This window comes from Xanthomonas sp. DAR 80977 (assembly GCF_041240605.1).
GTDB classification, from domain to species: domain Bacteria; phylum Pseudomonadota; class Gammaproteobacteria; order Xanthomonadales; family Xanthomonadaceae; genus Xanthomonas_A; species Xanthomonas_A bundabergensis.
Map to the genome: position 1 here is coordinate 1,471,615 of NZ_CP162487.1, position 16,625 is coordinate 1,488,239.

Below are 16,625 nucleotides of genomic sequence, written 5' to 3' on the forward strand. Positions count from 1 at the left end.
CGGCGCGGGCGTGACGCGCGCGCGTCCGTGTCCTGGCCGTGCGCGGCCGTGCACGCGTCGCCACGCTGTGTCGTTTGGCGATGGAGGCGAGTGTGGCGGGAGTGACGGCTGCGCCATCCGCTGGAGCCGGGCTTGCGCCCGACCAGCGTGCCTACCCGACCTGCATGCCTAGACGTTAGCCGCGAACGAACTGGACGACCTGTACGCTGCGGCTGCCTGCTTGCGCGGCGCCGGCGCAAGCACGCTGCCGCCTGCGCTGGCGACCGTTACCAGCCGTAGGGATAGCCGTAGCCGCCGCGGCCGTAATAGCCGCCGTGGCCTTCGCTCTGGCCGACGCTGATGCTGATGCCGACTTCGCGCGGCTTGCCGTCGTCGTTGTAGTAGGTCTTGCACAGGTTGAGGTTGGCGGCCTGGTAGTTGCTGTTGCCGCCGCGCGAGGAATAACCGAACCCGGTGGAGACGCTGCCGTGCACGTCGCCCTTGCAGCGGTCGGCGCGCGCCTGTTCGGCCTCGGCCAGGGCCTGGGTGGCCGCGGCCTTCTGTGCCGAGGCCGAGGTGCCGCTGGTGTCGCCGTAATAGGCGCCGGGCGGGTCGGCCTTGTACACCGGGTCGGTGCCGTAGGTGATCGGTTGCTGCGGCACGCTCAGGTCCAGCGCGCGCTTGGCCGCTTCGCTGTCGCTGTTGCCGCCGTCGGCGGAGGTTTGCGCCATGGCCGGGCCGGCGAGCAGGGCGCAGGCTAGCAGGAAGGATCGTTTCATCGGACGTACGCCAAGGAAAGAAGGGCTGGGTGGCTGCAGCCGCAGCTGCGCGCCACCATGCAGCGACGCTATCAATACCACGTTGAACCCGGCCTGTCGGCGGCCGGGGATTTTCTTGCCGGTGCCGGGCACGGACCGCGACGTGGCGGCAAACGGCCGTCGCCGGGCCGGTTCCGCTAGCCCTGTTGCAGGACGATATCGATCAACTGCTGGCCGTAGCGGGCCAGCTTGGTGCCGCCGATGCCGCCGACGTGGGCCAGCTCGTCCAGGCTGGTCGGGCGCTGTTCGGCGATGTTGCGCAGGGTGCTGTCGTGGAAGATCACGAACGCCGGCACGTTCTGTTCCTTGGCCAGGCCGGCGCGCAGGTCGCGCAGCGCGTTGAACAGGTTCAGGTCCTGCGGCTGCACCGGCACGCCGGTGCGCGGGCTGCCGCTGCGGTCGCCGCGTTCGCGGCCGCGGCTGGGCGCCTCGCGGCGCATCATGATCTGGCGCTCGCCCTTGAGCACCTGGCGGCTGGCGTCGGTCAGGCGCAGGCCGCCGTAGGCGTCGCTGTCCACCTCCAGCAGACCGGTGGCGACCAGCTGGCGGAACACGCCGCGCCAGGCGCGCGCGTCCAGGTCCTTGCCGATGCCGTAGGTGCTGAGCCGGTCGTGGCCGAACTGCTTGATCTTCTCGCCGTCGCTGCCGCGCAGGATGTCGATCAGGTGGCCGACGCCGAAGCGCTGGCCGCTGCGGTAGACGCAGCTCAGCGCCTTCTGCACGGCCACGGTGGCATCCCAGGCCGCGGCCGGGGTCAGGCAGTTGTCGCAGTTGCCGCAGGGCTGCGGATAGGTCTCGCCGAAGCCGGCCAGCAGCACCTGGCGCCGGCACTGCATGGACTCGCAATAGCCGAGCAGCTGGTCGAGCTTGCGCCGCTCCACCCGCTTGCGGTCCTCGCCGGCCTCGCCCTGTTCGATCATCTGCTTGAGCAGCACCACGTCGCCCAGGCCGTAGCACAGCCAGGCCTCGGCGGCTTCGCCGTCGCGGCCGGCGCGGCCGGTTTCCTGGTAGTAGCCTTCCAGCGACTTGGGCAGGTCGGTATGCGCGACGAAACGCACGTCGGGCTTGTCGATGCCCATGCCGAAGGCGATGGTGGCGCACATCACGATGCCGTCCTCGCGCAGGAAGCGGCGCTGGTTGCCGGCGCGCACCTCGGCCGGCAGGCCGGCGTGGTAGGGCAGGGCGTTGAGCCCTTCCTTGGCCAGGAACTCGGCGGTTTCCTCGACCTTGCGCCGCGACAGGCAGTAGACGATGCCGGCGCTGCCGCGGTGCGCGCGCAGGAACTCCAGCAGCTGGCGGCGGCTGTTGTCCTTCTGCACCACGGTGTAGCGGATGTTGGGGCGGTCGAAGGAGCTGACGAAGTGGCGCGCCTGGGTCAGGTCCAGGCGTTCGGCGATCTCGCGCTGGGTCGGCGGATCGGCGGTGGCGGTCAGGGCGATGCGCGGGGTCTGCGGCCAGCGCTCGTGCAGCACGGTGAGCTGGCGGTATTCGGGGCGGAAATCGTGGCCCCATTGCGACACGCAGTGCGCCTCGTCGATCGCGAACAGGGCGATGCGGCTGCGCTCGATCAGCGACAGGAAGCGCGGCGTCAACAGGCGCTCGGGGGCCACGTACAGCAGGTCCAGCTCGCCGGCCAGCAGCTCGCGCTCGACCCGCTGCGCGGTCTCGCCGTCCAGGGTGGAATTGAGGTATTCGGCGCGCACGCCGAGCTGGCGCAGCGCTTCGACCTGGTCCTGCATCAGCGCGATCAGCGGCGAGATGACGATGCCGGTGCCGTCGCGCAGCAGCGAGGGGATCTGGTAGCACAGCGACTTGCCGCCGCCGGTGGGCATCAGCACCAGCGCGTCCTGGCCGGCGGCGACGTGCTCGACGATGTCCTGCTGCGGGCCGCGGAACTGGTCGTAGCCGAACACGCGGCCGAGTACGGAATGGGCGGGAGATTGCATGCGCCTAGGATACCGCGTAGGTCAAGCGCGGCAGCGGCGCGCCGGCGCGCGGCGTGGCGTCAGGCGGGCGCTGCGACCTGCGTAGGCATTGCCCGACGCGCGCGGCGCCTGCCGACGAAGTGGCCGATCAGCAGCACCGGCAGCGCGACCAGCAGCGCCGCCGAACACGCCAGTGCCGGTGCGACCGACGCCACCAGGTGCGCCGGATGGCCAGGGTCGTAGCCGCGCGCCCATGCCGACACCGCGGCCAGGCCCAGGCCGCTGAGCAGCACCAATGCCGCCAACGCGGCGAGCTTGGGCACGCTGCGCTGGCGTGGCTGGCAGCTGTCCACGGCCAGGGCCAGGGCGAGACACGCGGCCCATACCCCGGCGAACCAGTTCAGCGCGGGCACCAGAAAACCGACGCTGTAGCCGATCGCGGTCAGCACCGCGAGCAGCAACGCGACCAGGCCATGCCCGCCATTGCTGGGCACGCCCGAGTCGCCCAGCTGCCACCACGCATGCAAGCCGGCAGCCAGGCCAGCCGCGACGCCAAGGACGCATCCCAGCACGATGGCCAGCAGCGGGCGACGCAGCGAGGGAGACGCAAACGGAGCAATCATCGAACATCCATGTGGCGGAATGGCCGTCAACCCGCCAGCATGCATGACGCGTGCGAAGCACGCAGTCCCTTGCGTGAAGCCGCCAGCGTGCAAGCCCCCCTTGGCAAGGGGGCGCGCCGAAGGCGCGGGGATTGGAAGCCGCGAAGCTGGGGCCCAGAGTTTGCAACGCAAACTCTGGGAGGCCATGCCTGCTGCGCAGGCGTGGTCGTACCCTTACTGCAGCAGCGACCGCAGCATCCACGCGTACTTCTCGTGGGTCTGCAGGCGCTGGGTCAGCATGTCCACGGACGGGTCGTCGCCGGCATCGTCGGCGGTCTTGAGCGCCTTGCGCGCGGTGCGGCACAGCGCCTCGTTGCCGACCACCAGCTGGCGCACCATCTCGCGCCAGTCGGCGCTGTCGCTCAGGCCCGGCTCTTCCGGGATCGAGGTCAGCGCGGCGTATTCCTTGTACGAGCCCGGCGCGTTGAAGCCCAGCGCGCGGATACGCTCGGCGACGTCGTCCAGCGCCGCCCACTGCTCGGTGTACTGGGTCTCGAACATGAGGTGCAGCGAGTTGAACATGGACCCGGTCACGTTCCAGTGGAAGTTGTGGGTCTTCAGGTACAGGGTGAACGCGTCGGCCATGAAGTGCGACAGGCCGTCGGCGATCTTCTTGCGGTCGCTGCCGCTGATCCCGATATCGATGTTGGGCGCGGACGGCGCCAGCGCCGCCAGCGGCGTGGTGGACGCGGCCTGCTTGGCGGGGCTCTTGCTCTTGCCGGGGGTCTTGCTCTTGGCCATCAGGAAATCCTCTTGAGGGGTTGGGAACGATATGGCGTCACAATAGACAGACTAAAGCATGCGCTGTTATTCAAAGTTCAACGGCCCCTGATTGATGAGCACTATCGAAAAACACCTGGCCACCCGGCTGCGCGAGCGCCGCGCCGCGATCGACGGGGCGCTGACCCGCGACCGCGGCCGCCTGATGGGCCTATGGTCGCGCTGGCAGGCCGCGCCCGGCAATCCCGCATTGGAGGCAGCGTTCGAGCAGGCGCTGGGCCAGTCGCGCGCGCGCTGCGAGGCGCGCGCGGCGGCGCAGCCGGCGATCACCCTGGACGACCAGCTGCCGATCGCGCGCGAGGCCGAGCGCATCGTGGCGCTGATCCGCGCGCACCAGGTGGTGGTCATCGCCGGCGAGACCGGCTCGGGCAAGACCACGCAGCTGCCGAAGCTGTGCCTGGCCGCCGGCCGCGGCGCCGCCGGCATGATCGGCTGCACCCAGCCGCGGCGCCTGGCCGCGCGCGCGGTGGCCGCACGCGTGGCCGAGGAACTGCGCACGCCGGTGGGCGGCGCGGTGGGCTTCCAGGTGCGCTTCAACGACCGGGTCGGCGAGGAGACCCGGATCAAGTTCATGACCGACGGCATCCTGCTGGCCGAGATCGCCAGCGACCGCTGGCTGTCCAGCTACGACACGATCATCGTCGACGAGGCGCACGAGCGCAGCCTCAACATCGATTTCCTGCTCGGCTACCTCAAGCAGTTGCTGCGCAAGCGCCCGGAGCTGAAGGTGATCGTGACCTCGGCGACGATCGACACCGCGCGCTTCGCCGAGCATTTCGACGGCGCGCCGGTGATCAGCGTCGAGGGCCGCACCTATCCGGTGGAAGTGCGCTACCGGCCGCTGGAAGAGCCGGGATTGGAGAGTGGGGATTCGGGATTGGCAGAAGCGCGAGAAGGCCAGCGCTCGCCGCGAACGGCCGTTGCGAATCCCCAATCCCCAATCCCCAATCCCGGCCTCACAGTCAACGACGCGATCGTGGCCGCGGTGGACGAGATCACCCGGCTGGACCCGCGCGGCGACGTGCTGCTGTTCCTGCCCGGCGAGCGCGAGATCCGCGACGCGCACCAGGCGCTGGAGCGGCGCAAGTACCGCGAGACCGAGGTGCTGCCGCTGTACGCGCGGCTGTCCAACAGCGACCAGGACCGGGTGTTCAATCCCGGCCCGCGGCGGCGCCTGGTGCTGGCCACCAACGTCGCCGAGACCTCGCTGACGGTGCCGCGGATCCGCTACGTGGTCGATCCGGGCTATGCGCGGGTCAAGCGCTACAGCCCGCGGCAGAAGCTGGACCGGCTGCACATCGAGCCGATCTCGCAGGCCAGCGCCAACCAGCGCAAGGGCCGCTGCGGGCGCGTGGCCGAAGGCATCTGCTACCGGCTGTACGCCGAGGCCGATTTCCAGGCGCGGCCGGAATTCACCGATCCGGAGATCCGCCGCTCCAGCCTGGCCGGGGTGATCCTGCGCATGCTGCAGCTGGGCCTGGGGCGGATCGAGGACTTCCCGTTCCTGGAGCCGCCGGACGAGCGCGCGGTCGCCGATGGCTGGCAGCAGCTGGTGGAACTGGGCGCGGTCGGCGAGGCCGACCGCCACGGCCTGCGCAAGCTCACCGAGATCGGCCGCAAGATGGCGCGGCTGCCGGTGGACGTGAAGCTGGCGCGGATGCTGGTGGCCGCGCAGCAGCACGGCTGCCTGCGGCCGATGCTGGTGATCGCCGCGTTCCTGGGCATCCAGGACCCGCGCGAACGCCCGCCGGAGGCGCGCGAGGCGGCCGACAACGCGCACGCCAAGTTCGCCGATGCGCGCTCGGAATTCGTCGGCATCCTGCGCCTGTGGGACGGCTACCGGCAGGCGCACGAGGAGCTGACCCAGTCCAAGCTGCGCGACTGGTGCGGGCGCCACTTCCTCGGCTTCCTGCGCATGCGCGAGTGGCGCGAACTGCACCGCCAGCTGCACCTGCTGTGCGAAGAGCTGGGCTGGAGCGAAGAGCCGGCAGCGGCCTCGCTGTTGCCGCTGCTGGCCGGTGCGGCGTCGCCGCCGCCGGCGCGCGATGCCGAGACCAGCGCGCGCGCCACGCGCGGGCAACTGCACCGCGCCGCGCGGCTGGCGCGCGAAGGGCGCAGCGAACCCGCGTCGGCGCCAGCGCCCACCGAACCCAGGCCTGCAGCGCCGGCCGACCCGGCCGACGATGCGCCGCGCGCCAGCGAGCGCGAACGCGCCGCGGCCTACCAGGCGCTGCATCGCGCGCTGCTCGCCGGCCTGCCGACGCAGGTCGGCCACCGCACCGAGAAGGGCGATTTCCTGGCCCCGCGGCAGCGCCGCTTCCTGCTGTTCCCCGGCTCGACGCTGGCGCGCAAGCCGCCGCCGTGGGTGCTGCCGGCGACGCTGCTGGACACGCAGAAGGTGTGGGGCCTGACCAATGCCGCGGTCGAGCCGGACTGGGTCATCGCCGAGCTGCCGCACCTGCTGGCGCGCAAGCACTTCGATCCGCACTGGTCGCGCGCGCAGGGCCAGGTGCTGGCGTCTGAGCAGATCAGCCTGTTCGGGCTGGTGCTGGCGCCGAAGAAGCCGGTGCACTACGGCCGCATCGACCCGCCCGGCGCGCATGAACTGTTCGTGCGCCAGGGCCTGGTGCCGGGCGAGATCAACACCCGCGCCAGCTTCGTCGCCGACAACCAGAAGGTGCTGGCGCAGGCGCACGAGGAAGAGGCCAAGCTGCGCCGCGCCGGCATCGTCGCCGACGAGGACTGGCAGGCGCGCTGGTACCTGGACCGCATTCCCGGCGAGATCCATTCGGCGGCGGGCCTGGACGCGTGGTGGAAGGCGTTGCCGCCGGAGCAGCGGCGCACGCTGCAGTGGACGCTGACCGACCTGCTGCCCGGCGAAGGCAGCGAGGCCGACCGCTATCCGAAGTATTTCGCGCTCGGCGACGCACGGCTGGCGCTGCACTACAGGTTCGAGCCGGGCGCCGCCGACGACGGCGTGACCCTGGAGGTGCCGCTGCACCTGCTCAACGCGCTGGACCCGGCGCGGCTGTCGTGGCTGGCGCCGGGCTTCGTCGCCGACAAGGCGGCGGCGCTGATCCGCAGCCTGCCCAAGGCGCTGCGCCGCAACTACGTGCCGGCGCCGGACTTCGCCCGCGCGTTCTATGAAGCCTTCCCGCAGCCCGGCGCCGACGACATCCGCGGCGAGCTGGCGCGCTTCCTGCAACGCGCCACCGGCGCGGCGCTGGCCGCGCTGGATTTCGACGACAGCGCGCTGGAGCCGCACCTGCGCATGAACCTGCGCGTGCGCGACGACGCCGGCAAGGTGCTGGCCGAGTCGCGCGACCTGGACGCGCTGCGCGCGCGTTTCGGCGATCGCGCCGGGCAGGCCTTCGCCGCGCGCGCCGGGCGCGAGATGGCCGCGGCCGGGCTGCGCGAGTTCCCGTCCGTGCCGATCCCGCTGCAGGTGCCGGGCGAGGCCGGGGTGCCGGCGTATCCGGCGCTGGTCGACGAAGGCGAGGCGGCGGCGCTGCGCATCTTCGCCGACCGCGCGCAGGCCGAGGCCGCGCATCCGCGCGGCGTGCGCCGCTTGCTGGAGATCGCGCTGGCCGACAAGGTCAAGCAGGCGCGCAAGCAATTGCCGGTGTCGCCGAAGACCGGGCTGCTGTACGCGGCGATCGAGTCGCAGGAGCGGCTGCGCGGCGACCTGGTGGACGCGGCGTTGAACGCGCTGCTCGAGGACGGGCTGGACGCGATCCGCGACCCGGGCAGCTTCGCCCAGCGCCGCGACGCGGCCGGCAAGCAACTGTTCGGCGAGGCGATGGAGCGGCTGAAACTGGCCGAGGCGATCATGGGCGCGGCGGCGGAACTGAAGCCGCAGCTGGAGTCGCCGCTGATGGGCTGGGCCAGCGGCAACCTCGACGATCTGCGCGCGCAGCTGGCGGCGCTGGTGCATCCGGGCTTCCTGCGCGAAACCCCGGCCACGGCGCTGGCGCAGTTCCCGCGCTACCTGCGCGCGATGATCCTGCGCGCCGAACGCGCCAAGCGCGATCCGGCGCGCGACCAGGCGCGGATGCTGGAACTCAAGCCCTTCGCCGATGCTCTTGCGGACGCCGCCGCGGCCGGGCGCAGCGCCGACCCGCAGTGGCAGGCGCTGCGCTGGGACCTGGAGGAACTGCGCGTATCCCTGTTCGCGCAGGAGCTGGGCGCCAAGCCCGGCATCTCGGCCAAGAAACTGGCGCAGCGGGTGGTTGGAGTGCGGTGATTCGGGATTCGGGATTGGGGATTCGTAAAAGCGCAAAGTGTGCGATCAAGCATCCGTAGTGGCTTCTACGAATCCCCAATCCCGAATCCCGAATCCCGGCCCCTCGCTCAATCGTCCACCCGCTCGCCCATCAGCTCGCGCTGGCGCTTGTCCAGTTCCTCGGCGTAGCGCTTGCGCACGAAGCCTTCGGTCAGCACGCCGAGCACCTTGCCGTGTTCGTCGACCACCGCCAGTTCGTCGCTCTGGGTCAGGTCGAACTGGCGCATCGCGGTGACCACGTCGGTCTCGGCACGCAGCGCCACGTCGCGGTTGCCGGCGTAGGCGACGATCGCCGCGTCGGCATCGACGCCGTCGGCGTAGGCCGCGGCCAGCGTCACCAGCCCGGCGTAGTGGCCGTGTTCGTCCTCCAGCACCACGCGCACGCCCGAGCCGAGCGGGAAACGGCGGCGGAACTCGGCCACCGGGGTGGCCGCGGCGAGCGGCTGCACGTCCTTGCGCATCATCCGCCCAGCGCTCAGGTGCTTGACCCAGCCCACGTCGCGCGCGCTCTTGATGGTCTCGCCGCGCAGGTGCAGGCGCCAGGTCGAGAACGAATAGCCGAACACCTGGCGCACGATGGTGTTGGCCACCAGCACCGCCACCATCACCGCGCTGGCCAGCACGAAATCGTGGGTGCCCTCGAGCACCAGCATCGCCATCGTCATCGGCGCGCCGACCACCGCCGCGGCCAGCGCGGCCATGCCGGCCAGCGAGGCGGCGGTGCCGTCGACCAGGGCCATGCCGGTACCCAGGTTCAACAGCCCGGCGAACAGGCCGCCGACCAGCGAGCCCATGAACAGCGAGGCGAAGAACAGGCCGCCGCGGAAGCCGAAGCCCAGCGAGATGCCCGAGGCCAGGCACTTGAGCAGCAACAGCACGCCCAGCCAGCGCAGCGAGGTCGGGCTGGTCAGGTCCAGGTGCAGCGCGCCGTGCCCGGAGGACAGCACCTGCGGGGTGATCAGCGCCAGCGGGATCAGCATCAGGCCGCCGGCCACCGGCCGCGCCCAGCGCGGCAGCGGGCTGCGGTTGACCGCCTGCTCGATCGAACCGACCAGGCGCATCACCGCCACCGCCAACAGCGCGCAGATCGCGCCCAGCAAGGCGTACAGCAGGTAGTCGCGCGCTTCCAGCGCGGACGCCGCCGAGGCCGGCAACAGGTACGGCTGCACGCCGGCGGCCTGGGCCACGAACACCGCGCCCAGCGAGGCCACCGCCACCGGCGCCAGCGCCGAGGGCGAGTACGCGCCGATCACGATCTCGAACGCGTAGAACGCGCCGGCCAGCGGCGCGCCGAACGCGGCGGCGATGGCCGCGCCGGCGCCGGCGCCGACCAGGGTGCGGATGTCGGCGCGGCGCAGGCGCAGGATCCGCCCCAGGTGCGAGCCGCTGCCCGCGCCCATCTGCGTGTACGCCGCCTCCAGCCCGACCGAGGCGCCGCAGCCGTTGGACAGCAGGGTCTGCGCGGAGACGATGAGGTTGTCGCGCATCGACATGCGCCCGCCGTACAGCGCATTGGCCTCCACCGCATCGATCAGCTGGCGCTTGCGCGCGCGGGCAGCCATGCCGAGCAGGCCGACCAGCAGCCCGCCCAGCGGCAGCACCCACAGCTGGCCCAGGCCCAGTTCCGGCATCGCGCTGAGCCGGGCATCGACGTCCAGGCCGTACAGCCAGGCCTGCGCGCCATGCGCCAGGCCGCTCTGCAGCAGGGTCAGCAGGCCGGCGACCAGGCCGACCAGCAGCGCCAGCGCGATGAACCAGACGTCGCTGGCGCGGAAGCGCCGGCGCAGCGCGTCGGCGAGGCTGTGCGAGGCGTCGGCCAGGCCCAGCCGCGGGTGCTGGCGCACGTTCACGGCCTGCGCCTTACTTGACGCGGCGGACCTTGGCCTGGGTGTTGTAGGTGTCGACCTGCATGTACCACACGCCGGCGATGCCCGGCTTGATCCGCACCTTGGGCGCGCTGCGGTGCACGCTGCTCAGGCTGGCCGATTCGGTCTGTTCCCATTCCTGGCCGTTGGCCAGCACGTAGCGGCGGCCCTTGGAGAAACCGGTGAACTCGCCGACCAGGGTGCTCTCGATCGGCTCCTGGCTGCCGAAGTCGAAGAAGCCGCGGTTCTTCACGATCACTTCCTGGCGGCCTTCCTCCTTGGCCTTCTCCAGCGCCACCGCGGTCTCCTTGGCGACCTTGCCCTGCAGCCAGTCGTTGAGCGCGCTCAGCTCCTGCGGCGACAGCTTGTCCAGCCCGGCGGCCTTGAACTCCTGCGCCGACATCTGCGTCTGCAGATCGCCGGACACGGCGCGCTGGGCGGCGGCGGGAGCGGCGGCGGACACGGCGAGCGCCGCGCACAGGACCAGGGGAGTGAGGCGCGCAAGGAGCATGGCGGGATCCGGGCAGTGGGATGCGGCGTAGTGTAGTCGCAAGCGCGCGGCGCCGGCGCTGTGCGGATGGCACCGGCACGCCGCCGGGGCAGGGCCGGGCGGCGCCGCGGCGGCCGCTCAGCCGGCGCCGGGTTCCGTCGCCGACGGCGTGCGTGGCGGGCGCCGGTACACGAACGCCGGCGCCGCGTCGGCGGCCTCGCGCTGCGCCAGCGCCTGCAGGTCCGCATGCTCGGGCGCGCGCTCGCAGACCGGGTCCAGCGTGGCCGCGTCGCCGCTCAGCGCCAGCGCCTGGCAGCGGCAGCCGCCCCAGTCGATCTCGCGTTTCGGGCAGCCCTGGCAGACCTCCGGCATCCACGCGGTGCCGCGGTAGCGGGCGAACGCCTCGCCGTCGCGCCAGATCGCCGCCAGCGGACGGTCACGGAGGTTCTCGAACACCATGTCCGGCAAGGTCTCGGCGGCATGGCAGGGCAGCACGTCGCCGCGCGGGGAGATGTTGACGAAGCGCTGGCCCCAGCCGCCCATGCACGCCTTGGGCCGGTGCGCGTAGTAGTCGGGGGTGACGAAGTCGATGCTCAGGCGCTCGCCCAGCCGTTCGCGCGCCGCGGTCACCGCGACCACGGTGGCGTCGATCTGCGCGCGGCTGGGCATCAGCGCGGCGCGGTTGCGCAGGCCCCAGCCGTAGTACTGGGTGTGCGCCACTTCCAGGCGCTCGGCGCCCAGTTCCAGCGCCAGCTCGATCATCGCCGGCACCCGTTCGGCGTTGTGGCGGTGGATCACCGCGTTGATCGTCAGCGGCAGCTCGAGTGCGCGCACCGCCGCGGCGAAGGCGCGCTTCTTGTCCAGGCTGCCGCGGTAGCCGGCGATGCGGTCGGCGCCGGCGGCATCGGCGTCCTGCACGCTCAGCTGCACGTGCTCCAGCCCGGCCTCGGCGAGCTGCGCCAGCATCGCTGCGCCGCCGGCCACGCCGGAGGTGATCAGGTTGCTGTACAGGCCCAGCCCGCGCGCATGCGCGACCAGCTCGGGCAGGTCCTTGCGCAGCATCGGTTCGCCGCCGGAGAAGTGCGCCTGCAGCACGCCCATCGCCGCGGCCTGATCCAGCGCCGAGCGCCAGCCGGCGGTGTCCATCTCCTCGCGCAGGCCGGCCAGGGCGATCGGGTTGGAGCAGTACGGGCAGGCCAGCGGGCAGCGGTGGGTCAGCTCGAGCAGCAGCGACAGCGGCGGCGGCACGCTGGCGTTCATGCGCGCAGCAGGCGCTTGTCGTGCAGTTGCGCGGCCAGCTCGAGCACGTCGCCTTCGACCTCGGCCGGGTCGGCGTCGAACTGCGCGGCCAGGTCCGCGGCGATGGCCGCCAGCGAGCGCACGCCGTCGCAGCGCGACACGATCGCATGCGCGATCTCGTCCAGTTCGATCACCCGTTCCGGCGCCAGCAGCACCCATTGCGCGCGGGTGCGGTCGTGCTGCAGGCGCACGCCGGCGGCCAGACGCGGGCAACTGGCGGGCGCCATCGCGCTCATGCCACGGCCTGCGCCGGCGCCGGCGCGCCGGCGGCGAACGCCTCCGGCCAGGCCACGCCGGGCTGCACGTAGGCGAAGTGCAGCGCGTCCAGCTGCGACCACAGCACGCCGCACTTGAAGCGCAGCGCGTCCTGCACCAGTCGCTGCTTCTCCACCGTGTCGGCGTGGCGCTTGACGTAGTCCAGGGCGAAGTCCGAATCGCGCGGCGCCTCGTGCAGGCGGTGCTCGAAATACGCCAGCGCCTCGCGCGAGACGAAATCGTAGTGCTGCAGCATGCCGGCGACGCGGCGGCCGATGATGCCCGGCGCGAACAGTTCGGTCAGCGACGAGGCGATCGCCTCCAGCAGGCTCTTCTCGCGCACGAAGTGCAGGTAGGCCTGCACCGCGAAGCGGGTGCCGGGCAGCAGGGCGCGGCCGGACTGCACCAGTTCGCGGTCCAGGCCCAGCGCGTCGGTCAGGTGCAGCCAGCGCGCGATGCCGCCTTCGCCGTCGGCGCTGCCGTCGTGGTCGACGATGCGCTGGCGCCAGATCCGGCGCAGCGCCGGATCGTCCATCCGCGCCAGGATCGCGGCGTCCTTCAGCGGGATGCAGCGCTGGTATTCGTAGCGGTTCAGCGCCCAGGCCTGGACCTGGCCGCGCTCGAGCCGGCCGCTGTGCAGCAGCGCGTGGAACGGATGCTGGTCGTGGTACAGGCGCGCGCCGATCGCGCGCAGTTCCGCCTCCAGCTGGTCGGGGCTCAGCAGTGCGCTCACGGGTCGATGTTCCCAGGCGGGTTGTTCACAGGGTGATGTCCATGCCGTCGTGGGCGACGTCCCAGCCGTGCGCGCTCACCGTCGCGCGTTCGGCCGAGCCGGCGTCGAGGATCGGGTTGGTGGTGTTGATGTGGATGAAGACCTTGCGCGCCACGTCCAGGTCGGCGAACGCGCGCAGGGTGCCGGCGTCGCCGTCGATGCTCAGGTGGCCCATGCGCTGGCCGGTCTTGGCGCTGACCCCGAGCTGCACCAGTTCGTCGTCGCGCCACAGGGTGCCGTCGAAGAACACCAGTTCGGCGCCGCGCAGGCGCGCGCGCAGCGCGTCGGTCATCGCCGCGCAGCCGGGGATGTAGTGGAGGCGATGGCGGCCGTCGTCGATGGTCAGGCCCAGGGTTTCGTCGTCGGCGCCGGCCAGGTCGCCGCTGTGGCGGCTCTCCATGAACAGCGGCACCTTGCCCGGCACCGCGAACGGCGTGACCTGCAGGCCGAGCAGCGACAGCGGCGTGTCCAGGGCGAAGGCATGGCGATGCACGTAGGCCGGGTGCAGCGCGTCGAACACCGGATTCTGCGCCAACAGGTCGAGCACCCGGCCGCTGGCGTACAGGTCGAAGCGCTGGCTCTCGCGCATCGACAGCAGGCCGGCGATATGGTCGATCTCGCCGCTGGTCAGCAGCACCGCCTCGATCGGGGAATGGCGCAGGTCGCGTTGCGGCCACAGCGCGGGGGTGGCCAGCAGCTGCTGGCGGAAATCGGGGGAAGCGTTGATGAGCAGCCAGCGCTGGTTGTCGGCGCTGACTGCGATGCTGGCCTGGGTCCGACGTTGGGCACCCGGGTGGTGTTGCCATGCCCGCTGGCTCGCGGGCGTATGGCAGTTCCACTGCGGGTGCCCCCCGCCGGCTGCCGATCCCAATACGATGAGGTGCATCCGGTCTCCGTCTACGGCGCCTGGCCGGTCACGCATCGTCTCGGGAAAGGTGTGTTGCGCGCGGTCAAAGCTCGCCGGAGGCGTAGCAGTTGATTTCCGCGCCGACACAGATCTCGCGGATCACGGGCTTGTTCCACTTCTTCATGAGCGTTCCTCTTCGAGTGAGACGACGGGGCGACGGCGGCGGCATCCGCGTGCGGCGGAGCGCGACGGCATCGGTTTCGAGAATAGGCCTGCCCCCCGGCAGGGGTGTGAAATTCCGGTGAAGCCGGGGCAAGTCGCAAGCCGGTCACAATGAGGTCCTGGTGCGTATCCGCCGACCGGGCGCATGCGCCGGCCGCGCCGCGCAATTGTGGGCAGGCGCGCAAGCGCGCTAGTGTAGGCGGCACCGTTTCGCCATGACCGTCCGTCCTTGACCCACTCTTCCCATTCCGGCCTGGAGGCGCTGCTGCAGCGCCCGGCCGCGGCAGCGCTGGCGCCTGCGCTGCGCGAGGCGCTGCTGCAGGCCTGGCACGCGCAGCCGGAACAGGCCGCGCGCGCGCCGTGGCCGGTGCTGGCCGATACGCTGGACGCGCTGGCGCTGCTGTCGGCCGACGAAGCGGCGCTGCTGGCCGCGCTGCTGTTCGACCTGCCGGGCCTGCGCGCGCAGCTGGCGCAGCTGCCGGTCGCGCCGCCGGCACGGGCGCAGGCGGTCGGCGGCCTGCTCGACGGACAGGACGCGGCCGACCAGGTCTGGGCGCTGCACGCCGGGCGCGAGGCCGGGCGCAACAGCGAGGGCCTGCGCCGGCTGCTGCTGTCGATCGTGCAGGACCTGCGCGTGGTGCCGATCCTGCTGGCGCGGCAACTGGCGAAGATGCGGGTGGCCGACAAGCTGCCCGAGGCGCAGCGCCGCGCGCTGGCGCAGCTGACCCGCGACATCCACGCGCCGCTGGCCAACCGCCTGGGCATCTGGCAGCTGAAGTGGGAACTGGAGGACCTGGCGTTCCGCCACCTGGAACCGGACACCTACCGGCGCATCGCGCGCGAGGTGGACGAGAGCCGGGTGGCGCGCGAGCGCTACATCGAGGCGGTCAAGAAGATCCTGTCCAAGGCGCTGGGCGAGCAGGGCCTGCGCGCGGAGATCAGCGGCCGGCCCAAGCACATCTACAGCATCTGGCGGAAGATGCAGAAGAAGCGGCTGGCCTTCGACCAGCTGTACGACCTGCGCGCGGTGCGGGTGATGGTCGACGACGTCGCCGCCTGCTATGCCGCGCTGGGCGTGGTGCATGCGCTGTGGGCGCCGGTGCCGAGCGAGTTCGACGACTACATCGCGCGGCCCAAGGCCAACGACTACCGCTCGCTGCACACCGCGGTGGTCGGCCCGGAAGGGCGCACGATCGAGGTGCAGATCCGCACCCACGAGATGCACGCGCAGGCCGAGCTGGGCGTGGCCGCGCACTGGAAGTACAAGGAAGGCGGCAAGGGCGCGGAGAAGGCGTTCGACCGCAAGATCACCTGGATGCGGCAGCTGCTGGAGCAGTCGCAGGACGGCGAGCAGGGCGGGCTGGCCGGCGCGCTCGACGCCGAGCTGGTCGAGGACCGGGTCTATGCGCTGACCCCGATGGGCGAGGTGATCGACCTGCCGCAGGGCGCCACGCCGCTGGATTTCGCCTACCACGTGCACACCATGGTCGGGCACCGCTGCCGCGGCGCCAAGGTCAACAACCGCATCGTGCCGCTGACCCACAAGCTGCGCAGCGGCGACCGCGTCGAGATCCTGACCGGCAAGGAGGCCGAGCCGCGCCGCGACTGGCTGCTGCCGGCCAACGGCTACCTGGCCAGCGGCCGCTCGCGCGACAAGGTGCGCGCCTGGTTCCACAAGCTCGACCGCGCGCGCAACGTGCAGGCCGGCAAGGACCTGCTCGAGCGCGAACTCAAGCGCCTGGGCCTGCAGCACGCCGACCTGCTGCCGGCGGCGAAGAAGTTCCATGCCGACGGCATCGAGGAGCTGTACATCCAGGTCGCGCTGGGCGACGTCGGCCCCAGCCAGGTCGGGCGCGCCCTGCACGAGGCCGAACGCGCCGCGGCGCAGCCGGCCGCGCCGGCGCTGCCGCGGCCGACCGCGCGCCGCGGCGGGCTGGCCAAGTCCAAGTTCACCGTGCAGGGCGTGGGCAACCTGCTGGTGCAGCTGGCGCGCTGCTGCCAGCCGGTCGCCGGCGAACCGATCGCCGGCTACCTGACCCGCACCCGCGGCGTCACCGTGCACCGCAGCGACTGCGCCGCCTTCGCCCGGCTCGCCGCCGGCAACCCGCAACGGGTGCTGCCGGTGGAGTGGGGCCAGGCCGGCGGCGGCTACGAGGTCGACGTGCTGGTGCGGGCGATGGACCGGCGCTGGCTGCTCAAGGACATCACCAACCTGATCGCGCAGGAGGACGCGCACGTGCTGGAGATCAACAGCGACAACGTGCGCGACAGCGGCCGCACCCAGCTGCGGCTGCGGCTGAAGGTCGGCGACTACGGCCAGCTGTCGACCCTGCTAGGCAAGCTCGATGCGCTGCCCGGCGTGGACGAGGCGCGGCGCCTGGGTTGAACGCCGGCCGCGCGGGCCTGGCGCATGCATGGTCTTGCCATGC

Annotated in this window: 13 protein-coding genes; 2 read left to right on the forward strand and 11 right to left on the reverse strand. The window is 71.8% G+C overall.

Annotated elements, in window-relative coordinates; translation table 11 throughout:
• Positions 1-266: 266 nt before the first annotated feature.
• The 4 genes from AB3X10_RS06220 to AB3X10_RS06235 form a co-directional block, all read right to left on the reverse strand.
• A complete protein-coding gene (locus AB3X10_RS06220; RefSeq protein ID WP_369979982.1) occupies positions 267-758 on the reverse strand; it encodes a hypothetical protein in 492 nt (163 codons plus the stop codon).
• A gap of 176 nt (positions 759-934) precedes the next feature.
• A complete protein-coding gene (gene recQ / locus AB3X10_RS06225; RefSeq protein ID WP_369979984.1) occupies positions 935-2,743 on the reverse strand; it encodes a DNA helicase RecQ in 1,809 nt (602 codons plus the stop codon).
• Between the two features lie 59 nt (positions 2,744-2,802).
• Positions 2,803-3,345: a hypothetical protein gene (locus AB3X10_RS06230; protein WP_369979986.1), complete on the reverse strand. Its 543-nt coding sequence runs from the start codon at positions 3,343-3,345 to the stop codon at positions 2,803-2,805.
• A gap of 213 nt (positions 3,346-3,558) precedes the next feature.
• Positions 3,559-4,125: a Dps family protein gene (locus tag AB3X10_RS06235; protein WP_369979988.1), complete on the reverse strand. Its 567-nt coding sequence runs from the start codon at positions 4,123-4,125 to the stop codon at positions 3,559-3,561.
• Positions 4,126-4,219: 94 nt separating this feature from the next.
• On the opposite strand from AB3X10_RS06235, the gene hrpA reads away from it, so the two are divergent.
• Positions 4,220-8,407, forward strand: coding sequence for an ATP-dependent RNA helicase HrpA (gene hrpA / locus AB3X10_RS06240; RefSeq protein WP_369979990.1), 4,188 nt, complete (start codon positions 4,220-4,222; stop codon positions 8,405-8,407).
• Between the two features lie 107 nt (positions 8,408-8,514).
• On the opposite strand, the gene AB3X10_RS06245 is transcribed toward hrpA, so the two are convergent.
• The 7 genes from AB3X10_RS06245 to pqqA form a co-directional block, all read right to left on the reverse strand.
• Positions 8,515-10,290, reverse strand: coding sequence for a chloride channel protein (locus tag AB3X10_RS06245; protein ID WP_369981682.1), 1,776 nt, complete (start codon positions 10,288-10,290; stop codon positions 8,515-8,517).
• A 16-nt stretch (positions 10,291-10,306) separates the two neighbouring features.
• Positions 10,307-10,822: a hypothetical protein gene (locus tag AB3X10_RS06250; RefSeq protein WP_369979992.1), complete on the reverse strand. Its 516-nt coding sequence runs from the start codon at positions 10,820-10,822 to the stop codon at positions 10,307-10,309.
• A 117-nt stretch (positions 10,823-10,939) separates the two neighbouring features.
• Entirely contained in the window at positions 10,940-12,061 is a 1,122-nt protein-coding gene (gene pqqE / locus AB3X10_RS06255) for a pyrroloquinoline quinone biosynthesis protein PqqE (RefSeq protein WP_369979994.1), read from the reverse strand.
• Positions 12,058-12,336, reverse strand: coding sequence for a pyrroloquinoline quinone biosynthesis peptide chaperone PqqD (gene pqqD, locus AB3X10_RS06260; protein ID WP_369979996.1), 279 nt, complete (start codon positions 12,334-12,336; stop codon positions 12,058-12,060). Before pqqD ends, pqqE begins: the two co-directional genes overlap by 4 nt.
• Complete coding sequence (gene pqqC, locus AB3X10_RS06265; RefSeq protein ID WP_369979998.1) at positions 12,333-13,088, reverse strand: pyrroloquinoline-quinone synthase PqqC; 756 nt, start codon at positions 13,086-13,088, stop codon at positions 12,333-12,335. Before pqqC ends, pqqD begins: the two co-directional genes overlap by 4 nt.
• 25 nt (positions 13,089-13,113) lie before the next feature.
• Positions 13,114-14,013, reverse strand: a complete 900-nt coding sequence (pqqB, locus tag AB3X10_RS06270) for a pyrroloquinoline quinone biosynthesis protein PqqB (protein WP_369980000.1) — start codon at positions 14,011-14,013, stop codon at positions 13,114-13,116.
• Positions 14,014-14,077: 64 nt separating this feature from the next.
• Complete coding sequence (gene pqqA, locus AB3X10_RS06275) at positions 14,078-14,203, reverse strand: pyrroloquinoline quinone precursor peptide PqqA (RefSeq protein WP_369981684.1); 126 nt, start codon at positions 14,201-14,203, stop codon at positions 14,078-14,080.
• Between the two features lie 222 nt (positions 14,204-14,425).
• Here pqqA and AB3X10_RS06280 point away from each other — a divergent pair, with 222 nt between their 5' ends.
• A complete protein-coding gene (locus AB3X10_RS06280) occupies positions 14,426-16,582 on the forward strand; it encodes a RelA/SpoT family protein (protein ID WP_369980002.1) in 2,157 nt (718 codons plus the stop codon).
• The last annotated feature ends 43 nt before the right edge of the window (positions 16,583-16,625 follow it).

Coding starts and splice junctions, on each gene's coding strand:
- AB3X10_RS06220 (WP_369979982.1), bottom strand. CDS start 758: ATGAAACGATCCTTCCTGCTAGCCTGCGCCCTGCTCGCCGGCCCGGCC.
- recQ (WP_369979984.1), bottom strand. CDS start 2,743: ATGCAATCTCCCGCCCATTCCGTACTCGGCCGCGTGTTCGGCTACGAC.
- AB3X10_RS06230 (WP_369979986.1), bottom strand. CDS start 3,345: ATGATTGCTCCGTTTGCGTCTCCCTCGCTGCGTCGCCCGCTGCTGGCC.
- AB3X10_RS06235 (WP_369979988.1), bottom strand. CDS start 4,125: ATGGCCAAGAGCAAGACCCCCGGCAAGAGCAAGAGCCCCGCCAAGCAG.
- hrpA (WP_369979990.1), top strand. CDS start 4,220: ATGAGCACTATCGAAAAACACCTGGCCACCCGGCTGCGCGAGCGCCGC.
- AB3X10_RS06250 (WP_369979992.1), bottom strand. CDS start 10,822: ATGCTCCTTGCGCGCCTCACTCCCCTGGTCCTGTGCGCGGCGCTCGCC.
- pqqE (WP_369979994.1), bottom strand. CDS start 12,061: ATGAACGCCAGCGTGCCGCCGCCGCTGTCGCTGCTGCTCGAGCTGACC.
- pqqD (WP_369979996.1), bottom strand. CDS start 12,336: ATGAGCGCGATGGCGCCCGCCAGTTGCCCGCGTCTGGCCGCCGGCGTG.
- pqqB (WP_369980000.1), bottom strand. CDS start 14,013: ATGCACCTCATCGTATTGGGATCGGCAGCCGGCGGGGGGCACCCGCAG.
- pqqA (WP_369981684.1), bottom strand. CDS start 14,203: ATGCCGCCGCCGTCGCCCCGTCGTCTCACTCGAAGAGGAACGCTCATG.